Origin of the sequence: Curtobacterium sp. MCLR17_040 (assembly GCF_003234735.1) — a bacterium.
GTDB classification, from domain to species: domain Bacteria; phylum Actinomycetota; class Actinomycetes; order Actinomycetales; family Microbacteriaceae; genus Curtobacterium; species Curtobacterium flaccumfaciens.
The window spans coordinates 1-926 of record NZ_QKTE01000039.1; the positions used below are offsets into that span (position 1 = coordinate 1).

Genomic DNA, 926 nt, shown 5'->3' on the forward strand with positions numbered 1-926 from the left:
GCTCGGCGATGGCCGCCGGCTCGTTCGTCTCGAAGAACGGGGCCTCGGAGAAACCGCGGTTCTTCGCGAACGTGGAGTTCGGGAACACCCGGATCTTCGTGTTCAGCTCACGCACGCCTCCGTTGTAGAAGCGGCGGGCGGCCTGGATCTTGTCCTCGGTGTCGACGAGCTCGGACTGCAGCTGCAGGAAGTTCTGGCTCGACTGCAGCTGCGGGTACCCCTCGGCCACCGCGAAGACGCTCTTGAGGGCCTTCTGCATGTGCCCCTCGGCGGTGGAGGCCGTGTCGGCGTCACCCGCGGACAGGGTCTCGGCGCGGGCCTTCGTCACGTCGTCGAAGACCGCCTTCTCGTGCGTGGCGTACCCCTTGACCGTGTCGACGATGGTGGGGATGAGGTCGGCGCGGCGCTTCAGCTGCACCGAGATGTCGCTCCAGGCCTCGTCGACCCGGACCTTGAGCGTGACGAGGGAGTTGTACGTCACCCAGAGGTAGATCCCGATGATCACCAGGACGACCACCACCACTCCGACGACGATGAGCGTCGTGACGAGTCCGGTGTCCATGCGGGCGTACTCCTTTGCGCGTCGGGATCCGCGGTGCTGCGTTGGCCTGAACGGCCATCGTGAAGTCTATCGACGCGCTGAGCATGCTCCGTTCCGTGAGCAGTGTTCACGGCCGATTCCCGAGTCACGCACACCGGGTTCCCGGACTGCGGCCCGATCCCGAACCTCATCCGCGAGGTGTATTGACCGGAGGCCGCCGATCCCGTGGGATGGGTCCGGTGAACACGACCGGGGAGAACGTGGACGAGAGGGCTGTCGGGGGCGACAGCCCTCGTCGTCGTCCCCGCTTCGCCCTGCTCGCAGCTGCGACGACGGTCCTCGTCGCCGCGCTCCTCGGGGCCGCAGCAGCCCCGGCCATCGCGGT

Annotated in this window: 1 protein-coding gene; it reads right to left on the reverse strand. The window is 67.3% G+C overall.

The annotated features are described in order from the left end of the window. The coding region (locus DEJ01_RS17865; RefSeq protein WP_111093783.1) for a LemA family protein at positions 1 to 562 on the reverse strand (562 nt) is incomplete at its 3' end. Positions 563 to 926: the final 364 nt, after the last annotated feature.